Below are 15,441 nucleotides of genomic sequence, written 5' to 3' on the forward strand. Positions count from 1 at the left end.
TCAGGGCTGGGTGATGAGTTCGACCGGGGTCTGGATGACGTTGTCGGCGTCCACGTCCGGCTTCTCGCCCTTGAGCACTTTCAGCGCTGCCTGGATACCGTACACCGCCTGTTGGCTAGCAGCCTGGTCGAGGGTGGCGAGCACGCGGCCATCCTTGAGCATCGGTTTGATGGCATTGATGTTGTCGTAGCCGACCACCTGCACCTGGCCTGCCTTGCCGGCGGCACGCACGGCCGAGACGGCGCCCAGGGCCATGCTGTCGTTACCGGCCAGCAGCGCCTTGAGGTCAGGGTATTCGTTGAGCATGGAAGCGGCGACGGCATTGCCCTTGTCGATCTCCCAGTTGCCGGACTGCACCGAGACGATCTTCATCTTCGCGGCGTCCATTGCATCCTTGAAGCCAGCGGTACGCTGCTGGGCGTTGGTGGTGGTCGGCACGCCCTCGATGATGCCGACCTGGTCACCGGCCTTGAGTTTTTCCTTGGCCAGGTAGTCGCCCACCATGCGCGCGCCTTTGCGGTTGTCGGGGCCGACGAAGGGCACGCTGATGCCCTTGCTCTTGAGCAGTTCAGGGTCCAGGCGGTTGTCGATGTTGATGACGATGACGCCCTGGTCCATGGCCTTCTTCACCGCCGAAACCAGCGCCTTGGAGTCGGCCGGCGCGATCACCAGGGCCTTGGCGCCCGAGTTGACCATCTGCTCGACGATGCGGATCTGTTCACCGGTATCGGTTTCGTTCTTGATGCCGTTGGCAACCAGGTCGAAATCGCCAGGGTGGGCTTTCTGGTAGTCCTTGGCGCCGTCTTCCATGGTACGGAAGAATTCGTTGGCCAGTGACTTCATCACCAGCGCGACCTTGGGTTTTTCCTCTGCGTGGGCGGCAGACAGCGGCATGGCGAGGGACAGCGAGGACATGACGGCGAGCGCCAGCAGACGACCGGGGAACGGCAGCTTCATGAAAGATGACTCCGAATCTTGTGATTTTTATCGGATCGCAAACGTTTGCGTTGCGTAACTATGGAAACAAGACCTGGTTTTGTCAAATCCGTTTCGCTTGCGGGGTCAAGACGCTGCTGGTGCAGATTATCCGGAATTTTTCCGAAAAACCGAACACCTTTTCCTATGCTTGTTCGGGGTTCCGAATGGAATACGCCCTTGTAGGTGCGGCCTTGCGTCGCGAAAGGGCCGCAACGCGGCCCCGGCAATTCAAGCGGCGAAGCTGAAATCCTGGGGGTGCTTCGCACCCCTTTCGCGACGCAAGGCCGCTCCTACACACCTGGCCGCATAGGAGTGGTACGAAACCTGCCTACGCACTTGTGCGACACAGCAACCACCTCATCAGGAAGAGAGAGAACAATAATTATGAATGCTGCACTGAAGTCCTTCGCCCCCAGCGCCCTGGCGCTACTGCTGATCCTGCCCGCCACTGCCTCGGCGAAGGAAGCCGAAACCCAACAGAAACTGGCCAACGTGGTCATCCTCGCCACCGGCGGCACCATTGCCGGCGCCGGCGCCAGCGCTGCCAACAGCGCCACCTACCAGGCCGCAAAGCTCGGCGTCGACAAGCTGATTGCCGGCGTGCCGGAACTGGCCGACCTGGCCAATGTGCGCGGCGAGCAAGTGATGCAAATTGCCTCCGAAAGCATCACCAATGACGATTTGCTGAAACTGGCCAAGCGCGTCGCCGAGCTTGCCGACAGCAAGGACGTCGATGGCATTGTCATCACCCATGGCACCGACACCCTGGAAGAAACCGCCTACTTCCTGAACCTGGTGGAGAAGACCGACAAACCGATCGTGGTAGTTGGCTCGATGCGCCCAGGCACGGCGATGTCTGCCGACGGCATGCTCAACCTGTACAACGCCGTGGCGGTGGCCAGTGACAAGCAATCGCGCGGCAAGGGCGTGCTGGTGACCATGAACGACGAGATCCAGTCGGGTCGCGATGTGAGCAAGTCGGTAAACATCAAGACCGAAGCCTTCAAGAGCGCCTGGGGCCCGATGGGCATGGTGGTGGAAGGCAAATCGTACTGGTTCCGCCTGCCAGCCAAGCGCCACACTACCCAATCAGAGTTCGACATCAAGCAGATCAGCAGCCTGCCGCAGGTGGACATCGCCTACAGCTACGGCAATGTCAGCGACACGGCCTACAAGGCGCTGGCGCAGGGCGGTGCAAAAGCGATCATCCATGCCGGTACCGGCAATGGCTCGGTGTCGTCGCGGGTAGTGCCGACGCTGCAGGAGCTGCACAAGAACGGCGTGCAGATCATTCGCTCTTCCCACGTCAACCAGGGTGGTTTCGTGCTGCGTAATGCCGAACAGCCTGATGACAAGTATGACTGGGTGGTGGCGCATGACCTGAACCCGCAGAAGGCACGGATCCTGGCGATGGTGGCGATGACCAAGACCCAGGACAGCAAGGAGCTGCAGCGGATCTTCTGGGAGTACTGATTCTGGTATGACGTGGGCAGGTGCGCTGCTTGCCCCGGCCCTTTCGCGGCTACAGCCGCTCCTACAGGTACCGCATAACCCTGTGGGAGCGGCTTGCCCGCGAAGAATCCAGCACCGAGCCAGTTGCGAAATATTTTGCCTTGAAATACTGTACGCACATACAGCACAACAAGGAATCGCCCCCGTGGCCAGCACCGACTCCGCAACCGCAAGCAGCTATCAACAACTGGGCCTGCGTATCCAGAAGATCATCAACAACCCCCTCGCCCAGCGCAGCCGCGCCGCACTGATCTTCCGCCAGGAACACGAGTCGCCCGATGACTGGGAAACCCTGCTCGAGGAAATCGCCGAGAACGACAACGTCACCCTCGCCCACCGCGACGATGGCGGCGTGCAGATCTTCTGGACCGTGCCGAAGGAAGATTGAGGCTCAGGCCAGCGCCTGCAGGTAGGCACTGGCCTCGCGGTAACGGGCCAGTCGCGCCAGGTCGGCAGGGCCAGGAACGGGTATGCGCGAGAGATCACTGTTGTCGGCCAGGTCGGCCAGCTTGACGGTACGCGCCAGCGGGTCGCTGCCCAGGCGCACGACGAAGTCATGGTAGCTCTCGCCCTGATGCCGGCTCAGGGCCAGCAAGGCGGCGAGAATCTTCAGGGGAAAGCCCTCTCGGGCCAGATCGGAAACGGTCAGCGTCGTATCTTCGATCACGTCATGCAGCACTGCGACAATGCGCTGCTCTGGCGTGCTGACCCGCATCATCACCCGCAGCGGGTGCAGGATATAAGCCGCTCCACCCTTGTCGTATTGCCCTTCATGTGCTCTGGCGGCCACAGCAATGGCCCGCTCCAGCGTAGACATGAGGCCCTCCCCCGTTTGGCTTGTCTCAGGCCAAGCATAGCCGGGGAAGACTACAGATAACAGTTAGCGCTGCGCACCATGCTGGATGACGACCGAATCGGTACCCAGCTTGGCCATCACCTCAGCCCTGCGCGCGTCGGCTTCAGCCTTGCTCGGGAACGGCCCCATCAACACTACCGGTTTGCCGTCGCGGTATTCGACCGAGGACGGGATACCCTTCTCGATAAGGCGTGCGGTCATGTCGCTCAGCGCGCCCATGTTGGCACCCTGGATCACTTCGACATCCCACCCTTCAGGTGCAGGCTGACCCGCCAGCGCTTCGGCGCGACGCTGCAGATCGGCACCGCCGCAATACTCCCGGATGCGCAGGTTGTTGCCGCCGTCATCGACGATGATTTCGTATTGGCCATCGGCACCTTTGATTGCCACGTAGCTGCGGTAAGCCTCGTACTGGCCAGCATCGTCCTTGCCGCGGACCTGGCCGCAGATGGTGCCCTTGGTGTCGATCCGCACGTTGCCGAACTTGGCGGTCTTGGGGTTGTGCAGGTGCTCGGCAACCTGCTTGTGCACACCCTCGACCTCGTTCTCACAGCCCGCCAGGGCCAGCACTGCCAATACCACTGCCAGTTTGCGCACGCGTGTACCTCCAGATTCGAAGGGGCGGATTCTACCACGGCCGCCCAGGGCACCGCCCGCGACCAAAGGTTACACGCTGCTTCGATGGCAATTCAGAATACAAAAAGGGCGACCCTTTCGGATCGCCCTTTCTGATGCCCGGAAACCGGGGCTTTGTTTGGTAGGCACAATTGGACTCGAACCAACGACCCCCACCATGTCAAGGTGGTGCTCTAACCAACTGAGCTATGTGCCTGTCGTGTGGTGCGCATTCTACGCATTCCAAAAACCCTGTCAACACTTTTTTTCGCGCTAACTCACTGAATCTTAAACTGTTTATAGAGAAGTGCCGACTGGAGGCCAGTAAAGGATTTTCAACAGACGACTAGCGGGTGTTTATTATTATTGATAGCATCGGTACATTCGTTAAAAATATAAAACACAGAGGTTTCTGCAGCATGGCTAACACCCCCTACCCCCAGTCCTACTACGCCGCCTCGGCCAACCCGGTGCCGCCACGTCCGGCGCTGCAGGGTGAGGTGGAAACCGATATCTGCATCATTGGTGCCGGCTACACCGGCCTGTCCAGCGCGCTGTTCCTGCTGGAAAACGGCTTCAAGGTGAGCATCGTCGAAGCGGCCAAGGTCGGCTTCGGCGCATCGGGCCGCAACGGTGGCCAGATCGTCAACAGCTACAGCCGCGACATCGACGTCATCGAACGCACTGTCGGCCCCAAGGAAGCACAGTTGCTGGGCAAGATGGCCTTCGAAGGCGGCCGCATCATCCGTGAGCGCGTGGCCAAGTACAACATCCAGTGCGACCTGAAGGACGGTGGCGTATTCGCCGCCCTGACCAGCAAGCAGATGGGCCACCTGGAGTCGCAAAAGCGCCTGTGGGAACGCTTCGGCCACACCCAGCTGGAGCTGATGGACCAGAAGCGCATCCGTGAAGTGGTCGCCTGCGACAACTACGTGGGCGGCATGCTGGACATGAGCGGCGGCCACATCCACCCGCTGAACCTGGCCCTGGGCGAAGCGGCCGCGGTCGAATCGCTGGGCGGCATCATTTATGAGCAGACCCCGGCCATCCGCATCGAGCGTGGTGCCAACCCGGTGGTGCACACCCCGCAAGGTAAGATCCGTGCCAAGTTCATCATCGTTGCCGGCAACGCCTACCTGGGCAACCTGGTACCTGAGCTGGCGGCCAAGTCGATGCCATGCGGCACCCAGGTGATCACCACCGAACCGCTGGGCGATGAACTGGCCCGCACCCTGCTGCCGCAGGACTACTGCGTGGAAGACTGCAACTACCTGCTCGACTACTACCGCCTGACCAGCGACAAGCGCCTGATCTTCGGCGGTGGCGTGGTGTACGGCGCGCGCGACCCGGCCAACATCGAAGCGATCATTCGCCCGAAGATGCTCAAGGCCTTCCCGCAGCTGAAGAACGTCAAGATCGACTACGCCTGGACCGGCAACTTCCTGCTGACCCTGTCGCGTCTGCCCCAGGTCGGCCGTATCGGCGACAACATCTACTACTCGCAGGGTTGCTCGGGCCACGGCGTGACCTACACCCACCTGGCGGGCAAGGTGCTGGCCGAGGCGCTGCGTGGCCAGGCCGAACGTTTCGACGCCTTCGCCGGCCTGCCGCACTACCCATTCCCGGGTGGCCAGATGCTGCGTGTACCGTTCAGCGCAATCGGCGCCTGGTACTACAGCCTGCGCGATCGCCTGGGTTTCTGATATAAGCAGGCCCAAACTCTTCGCGGTTAAACCCGCTCCCACAGGGACCGCACAAGGTTCAAAACCAGTGCAGTACTTGTGGGCGCGGGTTTATCGAGGCGTCGAACCGCCGCGAAAGGGCCGGCACTGACAACACTATTTGTTCAGGCTACGCACGGCTTGTTTTGCCGCAACCTCCTGGCCCGCCCGGGCCAGTTCGTCGGCAGCCTGCAGCCAACGCTGGCGGTCCACCTGGGCCGGCAGCTGGCGCGGTGGCTGCACCAGCACTGCCCAACTCCCCTCCTTCGCCCACGCCGAGGCAAAGTCGTCGAACGCCATCAGCTGGCGCCGATGCATCCCCGAGCGCAGCAGCACGCGCTTCTTGAAGCTGTCATAGCCGATCAGCACCGCATAACGCGGTTCGCTCCACCACGCCGAGCCTTCCTCGTAACGCAACAGCACCGGATTGCCAGCAGCCACCTGGGCCAGCAAGGCATCCAGCTGCTTGTCCAGCGGGTACACGACCATGCCGTACTCACGCGCCACACGCGGGATACTGGTTTCCAGCGCCTCGACCCCCTTCGGCAGGTTCAGCGGCTTGTCCAGCAACCCGGGGGTAATCGGCGCGCCTTGCTGCGACAGTAGCGCGGCCAGGGCCATCGCCCCGCTGTGGTTGGCATTGCCGCGGTAGAACGGCACGCTGCTGATTTCGACCCGCTGCGGCATGCCCTTGAGGCTGGCAGGTGGTGCGCTGGCACAACCGCCCAGGGTCGCGGCCACCAGGCAGGCGGCCAACAGCTGACGTGGGATGGTCAACCAGCTCTTGCAGGAATGTTGCTCCATGGACACTCGCTTGTTCCGATGCCAGGCAGGCAGCGCCCGGCTCTGGCCACCGATCATAGGGCGCTGCGTTGCGCGGGTATAGTCCGACAAGAGAACGGAACCAATCGGCTTAAGCAATCAACCTTTGGTCAATGGAACGTCACGGGCGGGCAGCTAGACTAAAGCAGTGTCTGGAGGGCAAACCTCAGGTTGCCCAAGAGAAGGAGGCACACATGAGCCTGACCATGGCAATCCTCATGCTGGTAGGTATGTGGCTGAGCGTCGCGGCCGCCATGCTGTGGGGTGTTCTGCGTATCGTGCGGCGTCATTCCCAGCATCACCACCTGCCACCGCAGGCCCCGGCCAAGGCGCAGCCTGTACGCAGGGCACGGCGGCATGCCGGGGTGCATTGAGGTTTCTTCACCTGTATGCGAACGGGGCGCAAAGAGCGCCCCGTTTTTTTTACATCAGCCTTCAGCTGCTTCGCGCTTGAGCCGCGCCCGGCGAGCCAGGATGTTGAGGATCTCGATCACCGTCGAGAAGGCCATCGCCGCATACACATAACCCTTCGGTACATGGGCGCCAAAACCTTCGGCGATCAGCGTCATGCCGATCATGATCAGGAAGCCCAGGGCCAGCATGACCACTGTCGGGTTGTCGTTGATGAAATTGGCCAGCGGGTCGGCAGCGACCATCATGACGATCACGGCGGTAATCACGGCAATGATCATGATCGGCAGGTGCTCGGTCATGCCCACGGCGGTGATGATGCTGTCGACCGAGAAGACGATGTCCAGCAGCAGGATCTGGAAGATCGCTGCAGCGAAGCCCAGGGTAACCGTGGAAGAGACCTTGGCTTCTTCCTTGGCACCGTGCGGGTCGACGTTCTCGTGAATCTCTTTGGTGGCTTTCCACAGCAGGAACAGGCCGCCGGCAATCAGGATCACGTCCTTCCAGGAGAAGGCGTTGCCGAACACCTCGAACACCGGGTCGGTCAACTGCACGATCCAGGCCACGGTGCTGAGCAGGGCCAGGCGCATGACCAGGGCCATGCTGATACCGATACGGCGCGCCTTGGAGCGGTACTCCACCGGCAGTTTGTTGGTCAGGATCGAGATGAAGATCAGGTTGTCGATACCCAGTACCACTTCCATGGCCACCAGGGTAGCCAGGGCGACCCAGGCGGTAGGGCTAGCGGCGAGTTCCAGCAAGTATTCCATTGTTCAAATCCTGCAGCGGCGGTTAGGGTCAGATTTCCTGGGTGTGTGCTTTCTTTTCGGCATCCTTGGGCTTGTGGCCCTCACTGCCGATGGCCTCGCTCAATGCCTGCTGGGCGGCCTTGTTGGTGTCATCGATGGCTTGCTTGGCCGACTGCGCGGCCTGGTCGAGCATCTGCTGGGCAGACTTCTCGGCCTGGTCGCAACCGGCCAGGGTGAACAGCGCCAGGGCCAGCACCAACGGTGTGCCAATGGATTTGAGATGCAGCATGGTGTCCTCGCTTGAAAAATCCCGGCGGCGCGTAGCGCCATGGGGTCGCATTCTAAAGACGCCAATACCTCAGGAAAATTCGTATTTTCAGCGTGTATACTTCGGTTTTTTCGAATCGGGACCTGCGTTCGTGCTCAACTACCGCCAGCTCCACTACTTCTGGGCCGTGGCCAAGACCGGCAGCATTGCCCGCGCCAGCGAACAGCTGAACCTGACCCCACAGACCATCAGCGGGCAGATCAGCCTGTTCGAACAGACCTACGGGCTGGAGCTGTTCCAGCGCGTCGGCCGGCAACTGGAGCTGACCGAGACCGGCCGCCAGACGCTGGTCTACGCCGAGCAGATGTTCCAGATCGGCGGCGAACTGGAGGCCATGCTCAGGGCTGGCCCGCAAGAGCAGATCCTGTTTCGCGTGGGGGTGGCCGATGTGGTGCCGAAGTCGATCGTCTATCGCCTGCTGGCACCGACCATGGAGCTGGACGAGGTGCTACGCATCAACTGCCGCGAAGACAAGCTCGAACGGCTGCTGGCAGACCTGGCGATCCAGCGCCTGGACCTGGTGATTTCCGACAGCCCGATGCCTAGCCACCTGGATATCAAGGGCTACAGCCAGAAGCTCGGCGAATGCGGCCTGAGCTTCTTCGCTACCCCGGCCCTGGCCAGGCAGCATGCCGGCCCCTTCCCCGCCTGCCTGCAGGATGCTCCGCTGTTGATTCCCGGCCCGGAAACCGTGGTGAGCAGCCGCCTGCTGCGCTGGCTGGGCGAGCAACAGGTGCAGCCGAGGATTGTTGGCGAGTTCGATGACAGCGCACTGATGCAGGCGTTCGGGCAGTCGGGCAGTGGCGTTTTCGTCGCGCCCAGCGTAATTGCAGAGGAAGTGTGCCGCCAGTATGGCGTCGAGTTGATTGGCCAGACCGAGGCGGTGCATGAGTCGTTCTATGCCATTTCGGTGGAGCGCAAGGTCAAGCACCCGGGGATCGTGGCGATTACCGAGGGGGCACGGCGGGAGCTGTTTCATTGGTAGTGGTGGCGCCCCGACTTGCCCGCGAAGAGGTCGGACCTGCCCACCAAGGGTCTATGGTAAAATCGCGCCCTTTATGCAAACGCCGAGATACCGCTGTACATGACTCCTGTTTTCCGACTCCTCAACCGCACCAGCCTGGTGACCCAGATCGTCATCGGCCTGGTCGCCGGCATCGCCCTGGCCCTGCTGGCACCTGCCATCGCCCGTGACCTGGCATTCCTCGGCAAAGTGTTCGTCAGCGCCCTCAAGGCGGTCGCGCCGGTGCTGGTGTTCATCCTGGTCATGGCGTCGATCGCCAACCACCGCCACGGCCAGGAAACCCACATCCGCCCGATCCTCTGGCTGTACTTGCTGGGTACCTTCGCCGCCGCCGTGGTGGCTGTGGTCGCCAGTATGCTGTTCCCTTCGCAGCTGGCCCTGAGTACCGGCGAAGCGACGCTCAGCGCGCCGGGCGGCATCGCCGAAGTGATGCAGAACCTGCTGCTTAGCGCAGTCGACAACCCGGTCAACGCCTTGCTCAATGCCAACTTCATCGGCGTGCTGACCTGGGCCATCGGCCTGGGTGTGGCCCTGCGCCACGCCGGCGAAACCACCCGCACCGTGGTCGAGGACCTGTCCAATGGCGTGACCCTGATCGTGCGTGTGGTCATCCGCTTCGCCCCACTGGGCATCTTCGGCCTGGTCAGCTCGACCCTGGCCCAGGCTGGCTTGAGCGCCCTGCTCGGCTACCTGCACCTGCTGGGCGTGCTGATCGGCTGCATGCTGTTCGTGGCGCTGGTGATGAACCCGCTGATCGTGTTCTGGAAGATCCGCCGCAACCCTTACCCGCTGACGTTGCTGTGCCTGCGCGAAAGCGGCATCACCGCGTTCTTCACCCGCAGTTCAGCGGCCAACATTCCGGTCAACCTGGCACTGTCGGAGCGCCTGGGGCTGCATGAGGACACCTATTCAGTGTCGATCCCGCTGGGCGCGACCATCAACATGGCAGGCGCAGCGATCACCATCACCGTGCTGACCCTGGCGGCGGTGCATACGTTGGGCATTCCAGTCGACTTGCCGACCGCCGTGCTGCTGAGCGTGGTGGCGGCGGTTTGTGCCTGTGGTGCTTCGGGCGTGGCCGGCGGGTCGTTGCTGCTGATTCCGCTGGCGTGCAGCCTGTTCGGCATCCCCAGCGAGATAGCCATGCAGGTGGTGGCGGTGGGCTTTATCATCGGCGTGCTGCAGGATTCGGCAGAGACGGCACTGAATTCGTCGACCGATGTGCTGTTCACAGCGGCGGCCTGCATGGCTGAAGATCGTCGCAGCAGTTGAGCTAGCCGGGGCCGCCATGCGGCCCCAATTGCCTTACCTCGCGGCATTACCTACGCTAGTGGCCTTTCCCCAGTAATGAGACAGGGCCATGTCAGAACACGAAACCGCAGGTGAAGGCCGCTTCAGCAGCATCGAGATCCGCATTCTTGGCGCGCTGATCGAGAAGCAGGCCACCAGCCCGGAAAGCTACCCGCTGACCCTCAACGCCCTGGTCCTGGCCTGTAACCAGAAGACCAGCCGCGAGCCGGTGATGAACCTCACCCAGGGGCAGGTCGGCCAGGCCCTGCGCGCCCTCGAAAGCCAGGATATGACCCGCCTGCAAATGGGCAGCCGCGCTGACCGCTGGGAGCAGCGGGTGGACAAGGCCCTGGAGCTGGTACCGGCGCAGCTGGTACTGATGGGCCTGATGTTCCTGCGCGGGCCACAAACCCTCAACGAACTGCTGACCCGCAGCAACCGCCTGCACGACTTCGACGACACCGAACAGATCCAGCACCAGCTCGAGCGCCTGATTTCCCGCGGCCTGGCCCTGCACCTGCCACGCCAGGCCGGGCAACGGGAAGACCGCTATACCCACGCTCTCGGTGACCCGGCGGAAATCGAGGCGATTCTGGCGGCGCGCCAGCAGGAAGGCGGTGCTCGCAGCAGTGGCACCAGCGTGTCGGAAGAGCGTATCGAAGCGTTGGAAGCGCGAATCGCCGCGCTGGAAGCACGCCTGGCCGAGCTGGAAGGCTGAAGGCGCTACTGCTCAGGGTCGGGGAAGTTGCGACAACTCTTGCGCTCGGCCAGCTCCCGCTCTGTCGGGCGCTGGTCGACGAACACGGTGCGGCCGTCGGCGTAGATCTCGAGGTAGCCCCAGTGCAGGTCCTGCTCTTTCTGCCCGGGCTTGGGGGGGACTAGCCACCAGGGTTCGCGGCTGATCAGGGTCATGGGTCAGGTTCCTGAGGGTGTCTGCAGTAATCATAGACACCCTCAGTTTTTGCATTGCTGGTACCGGCCCTTTCGCGGCTAAAGCCGCTGCTACAGGGGAATCACTGCCCATAAGGCGTGCGCTGTACCTGTAGGAGTGGCTTTAGCCGCGAACAGGCCGGTACAGGCTTACGCCGGCGCCGAAGTGCGGATCAGGTGATCGAACGCCGCCAGCGAGGCCTTGGCGCCCTCGCCCACCGCGATAACGATCTGCTTGTACGGCACAGTGGTCACGTCACCCGCGGCAAACACACCCGGCACACTGGTCTGGCCCTTGGCGTCGACGATGATCTCGCCACGCGGCGACAGCTCGACAGTGCCCTTGAGCCAATCAGTGTTCGGCAGCAGGCCGATCTGCACGAAGATGCCTTCCAGCGCCAGGTCATGCACCTCATCGGTGGTGCGATCCTTGTAACGCAAGCCCGTCACTTTTTCACCATTGCCGACCACTTCGGTAGTCAACGCACTGGTGATCACCTTGACGTTCGGCAGGCTGTGCAGCTTGCGCTGCAGCACTGCATCGGCACGCAGCTGGCTGTCGAACTCGATCAGCGTCACCTGGGCGACGATACCTGCCAGATCGATGGCCGCTTCCACACCCGAATTGCCGCCGCCAATCACCGCCACACGCTTGCCCTTGAACAGCGGGCCGTCGCAGTGCGGGCAGTAGGCCACACCACGGGAGCGGTATTCCTGCTCGCCCGGCACATTCATTTCGCGCCAGCGGGCGCCAGTGGCGAGGATCACCGTCTTGGCCTTGAGCGAGGCGCCGCTGGCCAGGCGCACTTCATGCAGGCCGCCGTCGGTAGCCGGAATCAGCGCTTCACCGCGCTGCAGGTTCATGATGTCGACGTCGTACTGCTTGACGTGCTCTTCCAGTGCCGTGGCCAGCTTCGGCCCCTCGGTTTCCTGTACCGAGATGAAGTTCTCGATGGCCAGGGTGTCGAGTACCTGGCCGCCAAAGCGCTCGGCAGCCACACCGGTACGGATGCCTTTGCGCGCGGCGTAGATGGCCGCTGCAGCACCGGCTGGGCCACCACCCACCACCAGCACGTCAAAGGCGTCCTTGGCGTTGATCTTCTCGGCCTGGCGGCTGCCGGCGCTGGTGTCGATCTTGCCAAGGATCTCTTCAAGGCCCATGCGGCCCTGGCCGAACAATTCGCCGTTCAGGTAGATGCTCGGCACCGCCATGATCTTGCGCGACTCGACTTCATCCTGGAACAACGCACCGTCGATAGCCACGTGCCGCACGTTGGGGTTGAGCACGGCCATCAGGTTCAGCGCCTGGACCACGTCCGGGCAATTCTGGCACGACAGCGAGAAGTAGGTTTCAAAGGTGAATTCGCCTTCCAGCGCCTGGATCTGCTCGATCACTTCGGCACTGGCCTTGGACGGGTGGCCGCCGACTTGCAGCAGTGCCAGCACCAGCGAGGTGAATTCGTGGCCCATGGGGATGCCAGCGAAGCGCAGGCTGATATCGGAACCCGGGCGGTTCAGCGAGAACGAAGGGCGACGCGCATCGCTGCCATCCGCGCTGAAGGTAATGAGGTTCGACAGGCCGGCGATTTCCACCAGCAGGTCGTGTAATTCGCGGGACTTCGCGCCGTCGTCGAGGGAGGCAACGATCTCGATCGGCTGGGTGACCCGCTCCAGGTAGGTTTTCAGTTGCGATTTAAGCGTGGCGTCCAACATACGGGCGATTCCTTTTTCAAAACTCGGATACAAAAACGCCCAGGCGCGTTCGCCCGGGCGTTCTTACGGGGCGGTGGGTACTTCAGCTTTGGCGGCTGCGCACCGCCCGCCACTGGCGCATGACCGGATTTTCGTTCGAGAAGTGCCTGCGCGGGATGGTCGTTGCGCAGGCGCTTATCGGGCGAAAATTTAGATCTTGCCGACCAAGTCCAGGGAAGGAGCGAGAGTAGCTTCACCTTCTTTCCACTTGGCCGGGCAGACTTCACCTGGGTGAGCGGCAACGTACTGGGCAGCCTTCACCTTGCGCAGCAGTTCGGCTGCATCGCGGCCAACACCACCGTCGTTCAGTTCGACGATCTTGATCTGACCTTCCGGGTTGATCACGAAGGTACCGCGATCCGCCAGGCCGGCTTCTTCGATCAGGACGTCGAAGTTGCGCGAGATGACGTGGGTCGGGTCACCGATCAGTGGGTACTGGATCTTGCCGATGGTGTCCGAAGTGTCGTGCCAGGCTTTGTGGGTGAAGTGGGTGTCGGTCGAAACACCGTAGATTTCCACGCCCAGCTTCTGGAACTCGGCGTAGTTGTCGGCGAGGTCACCCAGTTCGGTCGGGCAGACGAAGGTGAAGTCGGCCGGGTAGAAGAACACGACGGACCACTTGCCTTTCAGGTCGGCTTCGCTGACCTGAACGAACTCGCCCTTGTGGTAGGCGGTGGCGTTGAACGGTTTGACCTGGCTGTTGATGATTGGCATGAGAGACGCTCCTTCATGGGGTTGGAATCAGTTGATGGAGAGAATCCTAACCGCTGGTCCCCGTAAAGGCTCATTGGCAAAGCTCATGCTTGTGATTGGTTTTGGCTATAACCGCACATATTTAATAGAAGGGAATGGGCTGAGCAAACGATGTCGACGATGGCGCCGTGCCCTGTAGGAGCGGCCTCGTGTCGCGAAAGGGCCGCATAGCGGCCCCAGCAACATCAGCTTTGACGCCGATATCCTGGGGCCGCTATGCGGCCCTTTCGCGACACAAGGCCGCTCCTACAAAGGCACAGCGCCAGGCTTGATCAGCGGGTGACGGTGCGCATGGTGACAAACTCTTCGGCAGCGGTCGGGTGCACGCCGATGGTCTCGTCGAACTGCAACTTGGTCGCGCCAGCCTTCAAGGCAACACCCAGGCCCTGGATGATTTCGCCGGCATCCGGGCCGACCATGTGGCAGCCCAGCACCTTGTCGGTCTCGGCATCCACCACCAGCTTCATCAGGGTCTTTTCCTGAATGTCGGTAAGGGTCAGCTTCATGGCGCGGAAGCGGCTTTCGAAGATCTGCACCTTGTGCCCAGCTTCCAGTGCCTGCTCTTCAGTCAGGCCGACGGTACCGATCGGTGGCTGGCTGAACACGGCAGTCGGGATGTTCTGGTAATCCACCGGGCGGTATTGCTCAGGCTTGAACAGCCGCCGTGCCACGGCCATGCCTTCGGCCAGCGCCACCGGGGTGAGCTGCACGCGGCCGATCACGTCGCCAATGGCGAGGATCGACGGTGCGGTGGTCTGGTACTGCTCGTCGACGCGGATGAAGCCGCGGGCGTCCAGCTCCACGCCGGTGTTTTCCAGGCCCAGGTTGTCGAGCATCGGGCGCCGACCGGTGGCGTAGAACACGCAATCGGCGATCAGCTCGCGGCCGTCCTTGAGGGTGGCTTTCAGGCTGCCGTCGTCAAGCTTGTCAATGCGCTGGATGTCGGCGTTGAACTGCAGGTTCAGGCCGCGCTTTTCCAGCTCTTCCTTGAGGTGGGTACGCACCGAGCCGTCGAAGCCGCGCAGGAACAGGTCACCGCGATACAGCAAGGTGGTATCGGCGCCCAGGCCCTGGAAGATGCCGGCGAATTCGACGGCGATGTAACCACCGCCGACCACCAGCACGCGGCGCGGCAACTCGTTGAGGTAGAACGCCTCGTTGGAGGTGATGGCCAGTTCCTTGCCCGGAATGTCCGGCACCTGTGGCCAGCCGCCGGTGGCAATCAGGATGTGCTCGGCGCTGTAGCGCTGGCCGTCCACTTCCACTTCATGGGCGCCGGTGATGCGGGCATGGCCTTGCAGCAAGGTGACGCCGCTGTTCACCAGCAGGTTGCGGTAGATGCCATTGAGGCGCTCGATCTCGCGGTTCTTGTTGGCAATCAACGTGCCCCAGTCGAAGTGGCCCTCTTCCAGGGTCCAGCCGAAGCCTGCGGCCTGTTCCAGCTCATCGGCGACATGGGCGCCGTACACCAGCAGTTTCTTAGGCACGCAACCGACGTTGACGCAGGTGCCACCCAGGTAGCGGCTCTCGGCCACTGCCACTTTTGCACCGAAGCCCGCAGCGAAGCGCGCCGCACGCACACCGCCGGAACCGGCGCCAATCACGAACAACTCAAAATCGTAGGCCATGTATTCACTCTCCTAGGCAGGCGCCCAGCATACCGCCGTTGCCCGCCGCAAACAAAAAAGCCACCCCGAAGG

Annotated in this window: 17 protein-coding genes and 1 tRNA gene; 7 read left to right on the forward strand and 11 right to left on the reverse strand. The window is 62.2% G+C overall.

What is annotated here, in order from left to right:
• A complete protein-coding gene (locus H040_RS07050; protein WP_027920514.1) occupies window positions 1-957 on the reverse strand; it encodes a sugar ABC transporter substrate-binding protein in 957 nt (318 codons plus the stop codon).
• A 405-nt stretch (window positions 958-1,362) separates the two neighbouring features.
• Here H040_RS07050 and H040_RS07055 point away from each other — a divergent pair, with 405 nt between their 5' ends.
• The gene (locus H040_RS07055; RefSeq protein ID WP_027920515.1) at window positions 1,363-2,451 is read left to right on the forward strand and encodes an asparaginase; all 1,089 of its coding nucleotides are present in this window, start codon (window positions 1,363-1,365) and stop codon (window positions 2,449-2,451) included.
• Window positions 2,452-2,635: 184 nt separating this feature from the next.
• A complete protein-coding gene (locus H040_RS07060; protein WP_027920516.1) occupies window positions 2,636-2,878 on the forward strand; it encodes a DUF1654 domain-containing protein in 243 nt (80 codons plus the stop codon).
• A gap of 3 nt (window positions 2,879-2,881) precedes the next feature.
• Here the strand turns inward: H040_RS07060 and H040_RS07065 are convergent, their stop codons facing one another.
• The 3 genes from H040_RS07065 to H040_RS07075 form a co-directional block, all read right to left on the reverse strand.
• The gene (locus H040_RS07065) at window positions 2,882-3,307 is read right to left on the reverse strand and encodes a GTP pyrophosphokinase (RefSeq protein ID WP_027920517.1); all 426 of its coding nucleotides are present in this window, start codon (window positions 3,305-3,307) and stop codon (window positions 2,882-2,884) included.
• Window positions 3,308-3,370: 63 nt separating this feature from the next.
• Window positions 3,371-3,943: an SPOR domain-containing protein gene (locus H040_RS07070; RefSeq protein WP_027920518.1), complete on the reverse strand. Its 573-nt coding sequence runs from the start codon at window positions 3,941-3,943 to the stop codon at window positions 3,371-3,373.
• Between the two features lie 158 nt (window positions 3,944-4,101).
• A tRNA-Val gene (locus H040_RS07075) sits at window positions 4,102-4,178 on the reverse strand.
• A 202-nt stretch (window positions 4,179-4,380) separates the two neighbouring features.
• Here H040_RS07075 and H040_RS07080 point away from each other — a divergent pair.
• Complete coding sequence (locus H040_RS07080) at window positions 4,381-5,664, forward strand: NAD(P)/FAD-dependent oxidoreductase (protein WP_027920519.1); 1,284 nt, start codon at window positions 4,381-4,383, stop codon at window positions 5,662-5,664.
• 135 nt (window positions 5,665-5,799) lie between these two features.
• Here the strand turns inward: H040_RS07080 and H040_RS07085 are convergent, their stop codons facing one another.
• Complete coding sequence (locus tag H040_RS07085; protein ID WP_027920520.1) at window positions 5,800-6,543, reverse strand: peptidase C39 family protein; 744 nt, start codon at window positions 6,541-6,543, stop codon at window positions 5,800-5,802.
• A gap of 155 nt (window positions 6,544-6,698) precedes the next feature.
• Between H040_RS07085 and H040_RS07090 the strand changes: the two genes are divergently transcribed.
• Entirely contained in the window at window positions 6,699-6,878 is a 180-nt protein-coding gene (locus H040_RS07090; RefSeq protein ID WP_027920521.1) for a hypothetical protein, read from the forward strand.
• Window positions 6,879-6,932: 54 nt separating this feature from the next.
• Here the strand turns inward: H040_RS07090 and H040_RS07095 are convergent, their stop codons facing one another.
• Both H040_RS07095 and H040_RS07100 read right to left on the reverse strand, forming a co-directional pair.
• Window positions 6,933-7,685 (reverse strand): TerC family protein, encoded by a 753-nt coding sequence (locus H040_RS07095; RefSeq protein ID WP_016391529.1) that lies wholly within the window; start codon window positions 7,683-7,685, stop codon window positions 6,933-6,935.
• A 28-nt stretch (window positions 7,686-7,713) separates the two neighbouring features.
• Window positions 7,714-7,953, reverse strand: a complete 240-nt coding sequence (locus H040_RS07100) for a hypothetical protein (RefSeq protein ID WP_027920522.1) — start codon at window positions 7,951-7,953, stop codon at window positions 7,714-7,716.
• A 130-nt stretch (window positions 7,954-8,083) separates the two neighbouring features.
• On the opposite strand from H040_RS07100, the gene nhaR reads away from it, so the two are divergent.
• The 3 genes from nhaR (at window position 8,084) to H040_RS07115 (ending at window position 11,024) form a co-directional block, all read left to right on the forward strand.
• Entirely contained in the window at window positions 8,084-8,977 is an 894-nt protein-coding gene (nhaR, locus tag H040_RS07105) for a transcriptional activator NhaR (protein ID WP_027920523.1), read from the forward strand.
• Between the two features lie 99 nt (window positions 8,978-9,076).
• The gene (gene sstT / locus H040_RS07110; RefSeq protein ID WP_027920524.1) at window positions 9,077-10,288 is read left to right on the forward strand and encodes a serine/threonine transporter SstT; all 1,212 of its coding nucleotides are present in this window, start codon (window positions 9,077-9,079) and stop codon (window positions 10,286-10,288) included.
• Window positions 10,289-10,376: 88 nt separating this feature from the next.
• Window positions 10,377-11,024: a YceH family protein gene (locus H040_RS07115; protein ID WP_027920525.1), complete on the forward strand. Its 648-nt coding sequence runs from the start codon at window positions 10,377-10,379 to the stop codon at window positions 11,022-11,024.
• 5 nt (window positions 11,025-11,029) lie between these two features.
• Here H040_RS07115 and H040_RS07120 read toward each other — a convergent pair whose 3' ends face one another.
• The 4 genes from H040_RS07120 to gorA all read right to left on the reverse strand — a co-directional run bounded on the left by H040_RS07120 (window position 11,030) and on the right by gorA (window position 15,369).
• Window positions 11,030-11,218, reverse strand: a complete 189-nt coding sequence (locus tag H040_RS07120; protein ID WP_027920526.1) for a hypothetical protein — start codon at window positions 11,216-11,218, stop codon at window positions 11,030-11,032.
• Between the two features lie 168 nt (window positions 11,219-11,386).
• Window positions 11,387-12,949 (reverse strand): alkyl hydroperoxide reductase subunit F, encoded by a 1,563-nt coding sequence (gene ahpF / locus H040_RS07125; protein ID WP_027920527.1) that lies wholly within the window; start codon window positions 12,947-12,949, stop codon window positions 11,387-11,389.
• 189 nt (window positions 12,950-13,138) lie between these two features.
• On the reverse strand, window positions 13,139-13,702 hold the full coding sequence (gene ahpC / locus H040_RS07130) for an alkyl hydroperoxide reductase subunit C (RefSeq protein ID WP_004375926.1): 564 nt from the start codon (window positions 13,700-13,702) through the stop codon (window positions 13,139-13,141).
• Between the two features lie 311 nt (window positions 13,703-14,013).
• Window positions 14,014-15,369, reverse strand: coding sequence for a glutathione-disulfide reductase (gorA, locus tag H040_RS07135; RefSeq protein ID WP_027920528.1), 1,356 nt, complete (start codon window positions 15,367-15,369; stop codon window positions 14,014-14,016).
• Window positions 15,370-15,441 lie beyond the last annotated feature (72 nt).

Source organism: Pseudomonas sp. URMO17WK12:I7, assembly GCF_003269045.1.
GTDB classification, from domain to species: Bacteria; Pseudomonadota; Gammaproteobacteria; order Pseudomonadales; family Pseudomonadaceae; genus Aquipseudomonas; species Aquipseudomonas putida_J.

What these genes read in the sequence shown, in the direction of transcription:
- H040_RS07050 (WP_027920514.1), bottom strand. Translation starts at nt 957, where the DNA reads ATGAAGCTGCCGTTCCCCGGTCGTCTGCTGGCGCTCGCCGTCATGTCC.
- H040_RS07085 (WP_027920520.1), bottom strand. Translation starts at nt 6,543, where the DNA reads ATGATCGGTGGCCAGAGCCGGGCGCTGCCTGCCTGGCATCGGAACAAG.
- H040_RS07080 (WP_027920519.1), top strand. Translation starts at nt 4,381, where the DNA reads ATGGCTAACACCCCCTACCCCCAGTCCTACTACGCCGCCTCGGCCAAC.
- H040_RS07090 (WP_027920521.1), top strand. Translation starts at nt 6,699, where the DNA reads ATGAGCCTGACCATGGCAATCCTCATGCTGGTAGGTATGTGGCTGAGC.
- H040_RS07095 (WP_016391529.1), bottom strand. Translation starts at nt 7,685, where the DNA reads ATGGAATACTTGCTGGAACTCGCCGCTAGCCCTACCGCCTGGGTCGCC.
- ahpC (WP_004375926.1), bottom strand. Translation starts at nt 13,702, where the DNA reads ATGCCAATCATCAACAGCCAGGTCAAACCGTTCAACGCCACCGCCTAC.
- gorA (WP_027920528.1), bottom strand. Translation starts at nt 15,369, where the DNA reads ATGGCCTACGATTTTGAGTTGTTCGTGATTGGCGCCGGTTCCGGCGGT.
- H040_RS07055 (WP_027920515.1), top strand. Translation starts at nt 1,363, where the DNA reads ATGAATGCTGCACTGAAGTCCTTCGCCCCCAGCGCCCTGGCGCTACTG.
- H040_RS07120 (WP_027920526.1), bottom strand. Translation starts at nt 11,218, where the DNA reads ATGACCCTGATCAGCCGCGAACCCTGGTGGCTAGTCCCCCCCAAGCCC.
- sstT (WP_027920524.1), top strand. Translation starts at nt 9,077, where the DNA reads ATGACTCCTGTTTTCCGACTCCTCAACCGCACCAGCCTGGTGACCCAG.
- ahpF (WP_027920527.1), bottom strand. Translation starts at nt 12,949, where the DNA reads ATGTTGGACGCCACGCTTAAATCGCAACTGAAAACCTACCTGGAGCGG.
- H040_RS07115 (WP_027920525.1), top strand. Translation starts at nt 10,377, where the DNA reads ATGTCAGAACACGAAACCGCAGGTGAAGGCCGCTTCAGCAGCATCGAG.
- H040_RS07100 (WP_027920522.1), bottom strand. Translation starts at nt 7,953, where the DNA reads ATGCTGCATCTCAAATCCATTGGCACACCGTTGGTGCTGGCCCTGGCG.
- H040_RS07065 (WP_027920517.1), bottom strand. Translation starts at nt 3,307, where the DNA reads ATGTCTACGCTGGAGCGGGCCATTGCTGTGGCCGCCAGAGCACATGAA.